This is a genomic window from Candidatus Deferrimicrobiaceae bacterium, assembly GCA_035256765.1.
GTDB lineage: Bacteria > Desulfobacterota > Deferrimicrobia > Deferrimicrobiales > Deferrimicrobiaceae > CSP1-8.
In genome coordinates this window covers 1-4,353 of sequence record DATEXR010000094.1, presented here as the reverse complement: position 1 = coordinate 4,353, position 4,353 = coordinate 1, and the positions used below count along the sequence as shown (strand labels likewise).

7 protein-coding genes are annotated in these 4,353 nt (G+C 60.7%); 5 read left to right on the top strand and 2 right to left on the bottom strand.

Annotated features, from left to right (window positions below; genetic code table 11):
- Nucleotides 1-259, top strand: a 259-nt coding sequence (locus VJ307_03055) for a cyclic nucleotide-binding domain-containing protein (GenBank protein HJX73109.1), incomplete at its 5' end; no start/stop codon positions are given.
- A gap of 3 nt (nucleotides 260-262) precedes the next feature.
- Here VJ307_03055 and VJ307_03050 read toward each other — a convergent pair.
- Nucleotides 263-1,030 carry a 3',5'-cyclic-nucleotide phosphodiesterase gene (locus VJ307_03050; GenBank protein ID HJX73108.1) on the bottom strand — a complete coding sequence of 256 codons (768 nt, stop codon included), beginning with the start codon at nucleotides 1,028-1,030 and terminating at the stop codon, nucleotides 263-265.
- Between the two features lie 189 nt (nucleotides 1,031-1,219).
- Here VJ307_03050 and VJ307_03045 point away from each other — a divergent pair, with 189 nt between their 5' ends.
- The 3 genes from VJ307_03045 (at nucleotide 1,220) to VJ307_03035 (ending at nucleotide 3,006) form a co-directional block, all read left to right on the top strand.
- Entirely contained in the window at nucleotides 1,220-1,573 is a 354-nt protein-coding gene (locus VJ307_03045) for a hypothetical protein (protein ID HJX73107.1), read from the top strand.
- A 72-nt stretch (nucleotides 1,574-1,645) separates the two neighbouring features.
- Nucleotides 1,646-2,212: a hypothetical protein gene (locus VJ307_03040; protein HJX73106.1), complete on the top strand. Its 567-nt coding sequence runs from the start codon at nucleotides 1,646-1,648 to the stop codon at nucleotides 2,210-2,212.
- A gap of 152 nt (nucleotides 2,213-2,364) precedes the next feature.
- Nucleotides 2,365-3,006 carry a hypothetical protein gene (locus VJ307_03035; GenBank protein ID HJX73105.1) on the top strand — a complete coding sequence of 214 codons (642 nt, stop codon included), beginning with the start codon at nucleotides 2,365-2,367 and terminating at the stop codon, nucleotides 3,004-3,006.
- 2 nt (nucleotides 3,007-3,008) lie between these two features.
- On the opposite strand, the gene VJ307_03030 is transcribed toward VJ307_03035, so the two are convergent.
- Complete coding sequence (locus tag VJ307_03030; protein ID HJX73104.1) at nucleotides 3,009-3,323, bottom strand: hypothetical protein; 315 nt, start codon at nucleotides 3,321-3,323, stop codon at nucleotides 3,009-3,011.
- A 108-nt stretch (nucleotides 3,324-3,431) separates the two neighbouring features.
- On the opposite strand from VJ307_03030, the gene glgP reads away from it, so the two are divergent.
- Nucleotides 3,432-4,353, top strand: a 922-nt coding sequence (glgP, locus tag VJ307_03025; GenBank protein ID HJX73103.1) for an alpha-glucan family phosphorylase, incomplete at its 3' end; no start/stop codon positions are given.

Genomic DNA, 4,353 nt, shown 5'->3' with positions numbered 1-4,353 from the left:
TGGGAAGGAGGTCCGCCTCGCCGAGCTGGGCGAAGGGGACTTCTTCGGGGAGATGGCGCTCTTCGAGAAGGATGTACGTTCCGCCACCGTCCGTCCGCTGGGAGAGGTGCGGGTGCTCACCGTGGACAAGAAGATGTTCCTCCGGAAGATCCACGATGACCCGTCTCTCGCGTTCATGATCATGAAACGGATGTCTCGCCGGATACGGGAACTGGACGAGGCGTTGATGAGGATCACGTCGGAAAGGCCGGCGGTCTGACCCCTAAATCGTTATAATCTCTCCCTCTTTCATCAGTTCCACGCTGTTGTGCCGCAGCGCGTGGACCTCCTTCTCGATTTCCCCCAGATACTGCGGCTTCACGTGCATCACGAAAATCCGTGGCGGGCAGGGGGACATCTTCGCGATCTCTTTTTCCAGCAGGGCCGCCGTGAGGTGCCCCGATTTCAGGGAAAGTTCCTCCAGCCGGTTGGGAAACGAAACCTCCACGATGAGGCACTGCACGTCGTGGTCCGACATCTCCCGCCAGAAGAGATCGGTGGGCCCCGTATCCCCCGTATAGGCAAACGCCTTTCCGTCCCCCTTCTCGATGACGTACCCGTAGGCGGGCACGGTGTGGTGGACCTTTTGCAGGAACACTTTGTACCCGTTCAGGTCCACCGGGTGCGAGGGGCTCAAGGGCCGGTATTTTAGAACGGGTCGTTCGGAAGACGGAATTCTGGTGAAATCCGGCCAGATCCTGTCGTTGAAAATGTTTTTCTGCAGGTCGTCGATGACCTCCTTCCCGCTCATCACCGTGATGGTGTTCCCCGTGTTCCGGATGACCAGGTTGTCGAGCAGGAACGGGATCCCCTTGATGTGGTCGAAATGGGCATGGGTGAGGAGAATCTGCCGCAAGCTGTCTTCTTCCCGGATGTTCAGGGAGAGACCGATCGTTCCCGCGTCGAGGAGAAACGTCCTGTCGACGAGGAATGCCGGGCAGTTGTGGCCCGGGACTTCGGATCCGGATGCGCCGAGCACCTTGATTCTCAACCTGCCGGATTTCCTTTCCCTGTACGTTCATCGCTTCCCGGAGCAGGTAAAGTGTAATTTTTCGCTGTCGGGTTTGCAAGAAACCTCGTGCACATCCACAGGCAAAAAGATCGATGCGCTATCGGGGGACTGCCTTGCCATCTTTCCATTAGGGACCTATCATTGAGAAAAAAGAGGGGGAAACGGGAAATGTCGTCCCCCCGACGCCCGAGTTCGCCGCGGGATGTTGCGCCGGGGAATAGGAGGAAGGCGATGAGGATATGGAGAAAGCAGGGAAAAGAGGTGAAGGGAGAGCAGAAAGAGTCCGGGAAGTTGATGAGCGTCCCCCTTTCCAAAAAGAGCGGGGAGCCGATCCTCGGGGTTTCCCTCCCCAAAAGCGAAGACCGGGTGAAGAAACTCCGGGAACAGTCAAAAGAGCTTCGGGGCATGGCGGAGAGACTGGACCTCATAGCGGATGAGATGGAGAGACAGGACCGGGGAGGGAAGGTCATCCGGCTCTTTCAGAAGGTGTTTCAAAGAAGGGCATGGCCAAAATCCAGGTAACCGGAGAAGGTCACCGAAGGGAAACGCAGGAGAATAAGCAGGGAATGATTTTTTTTTAGAAAGGGGCGCGCGATGGCGGAAGAAGCGGTCGATAAGGGGGAACATCGCCTCCAGCAGCTGGAAAAACAGGTGCGGGAATTACGGATGACCAGCCTGGCGGGCGCGGTCGGCGTGGTCGTTCTTTGCCTTTTTTCCCTCTTCCGGATCCTGTCCGGGGATGTCCCGGAAGAAATACGCGCGAAACGGTTCGCGGTGGCACGCGAAAACGGAAAAGTGGGCATCCTGCTGGCGATCCGGGAGAACAATCCGAGATTCTCCCTGTACGATTCCGACGGGGATCTCCGCGCCGTGTTCGAACTGCAGGGGAAGGGGCAACCGATCCTTTCCTTTCTGGACAAGGAACGCCACTACCGTTCGGTCATCGGGCTTTCCGACGAGGGGAATCCGGGGATCGCCTTCTGGGACAACGATTACCGGGCGCGGGTGAACTTCAAGCTCGCCGGCGGGGGGGAACCGGCGCTGGGCCTGTTCGGCAGGGACGGCGAGACGGGGACAAGCGCCGTCCTCTATTTGTCGGATGAGAACGGGCCGATCCTCTCCATGAGGGATGCCTTGGGACAGGACTGGTCCCTGCCGTAAACGCCTCGACCCCATCCCGCTCGCCGGCCGCTTTCCGTTCCGATCGGGATGCCTTCCTTCCCACCCACCGGTAAACTTCTTCCGGCGCGGTGCCGATACCCATGGTGGTGGGAGATTCCAGAAGCGGAGGGCCGGGACGGATGAGGCATGACGTGAGAATGAAAAGGTGGGAAGACGGTTCGCCGCGGCGTGCGGGGCGGGCGATCACGGCGAGTTTGCCCGGGAAACCCGCATTTTCTCTGGGCCTGGTCGGGTTGACGATCTGGTTCTTCCTGTCGTTGTGCGGATGTTCCGGGACGGGGAGAACCGTGATTTTGCAACCCCCCGAAGCGAACGTCCGGTATTCGTCGGTACTGGTCCTGGAGGAGGATTCCGGCACATTCGTTCCGGGCCAGGTCCGCCGGGATTTTCGTATGGCCCTCATGACGTACCTGTACGACAGAGGTCCGTTCGTTCACGGACCGGAGCTGCGCATCGTATACCGGATCACCGGCTTTCCTCCCGCGGGGCGTGAAAATCCTTCCGGGGGGAAGGAAGACCCCGGGACGGGATCCGTCACCGCGGAAGTCGCGTTCGTAAACTTCGCGGGAAAGGAAATCGCATCGATCCATGCGCAAGGGGAAAGCGGGGACTCAGGTTCTGTCGACAAGGCGGTGAAGGAGTGCGCATGGCAGGTCGCGTCCTACGCGAAAAGGAATTTCTGGGAGGTGGGGAAGGGATCCGGTGGAGAAAGGGTAACCAGAGAGGAAAAACACAGGAGCATGTGGAAGCCCGCAAACGGGGGCGCACAATAAATTCAGAAAGGGATCTTGGTGACCCGGTCCCCCTTCCGTAACCGGTCCGCGGCCGTGATCATGTTGAGAGGCGTGGCCCGGCCGATCGTCACCGACACCCGGTCTCCTTCCTTGAGGTTCGCAAGGGAAATCTCGGCGTCCCCGTCGACCTTGTAGTTCCACATCGCTCCCTTCCCGTCCTGCACGGTCAAGGTGCGATCCGCGGCGTCCAGTCGCACGATCGTCCCGACAATGGTCCTTTCCTCCGCGGATGCCGGAACCACGGCCACCGCCAGGAGGAAGGCCCCCGATGCCAGAAGGGAAAGCATCCGGTTCACCCGCTTGCCTCCCTGCCGCTCCTAACCGGTCCATCCATGAAGGAATCTCCTTGCGGTCTTTCCGTCCCGTGTCATAAATAGTGTACACCTGCAGAAAAGGATGGCCGTATGAAAATCCGGGAATTTCACGTCCGCCCGAATCTTCCGCCCGAGCTGAAACCCCTCCAGGAGATCGCGATGAACCTCTGGTTCTCCTGGAACTGGGAGGCTGTCCAGCTGTTCATCCGCCTCAATACCGACCTCTGGGACAAGTCATACCAGAACCCCGTCCTCATGCTCGGTTCCCTCTCCCAGGAGAACCTGGAGGAGGCGGCCCGGGACGAGAGCTTCGTGGCCAATGTCAAGAGGGTCCACCAGTCCCTGGTCGACTACCTCAAGGCGCCGGGATGGTTCCGGGAGGCGCACGGGGAGGAGAAGGAGTTCCGGGCCGCGTACTTTTCCTGCGAGTTCGGGATCGACGAGGGTCTCCCGATCTATTCGGGAGGCTTAGGCGTCCTTTCGGGAGACACCCTGAAGTCGGCCTCCGACCTCGGCCTGCCGCTGGTCGGCGTGGGGCTTCTGTACCAGAAGGGGTATTTCCGCCAGATCCTCTCCCTCGACGGCTGGCAGCAGGAGCTCTACCTGGACAACGACTGGTACAACATGCCCGTCACGATGGAGCGGGACGCCGCCGGGAAGTCGCTCCGGATCGAGGTGGACCTGGCGGGGGAGAAGGTCCAGGCGAGGATCTGGCGGGTCCAGATCGGCCGCGTCCCCCTCTACCTCCTGGACACCAACGTGAAGGAGAACTCCCCCCGCGCGCGGGAGATTACGGGAACGCTCTACGGCGGTGACCGGGAGATGCGGATCCGGCAGGAGATCATCCTCGGCATCGGGGGAGTCCGGGCGCTGCGCGCCCTCGGGATCACCCCGACCGTCTACCATATGAACGAGGGCCACTCGGCCTTCCTCGTACTGGAGCGCATCCGGGGGCACATGGCGGCGCACGGCGTATCCTTCGCCGAGGCGCGGGAGCAGGTGTTCGCCTCCA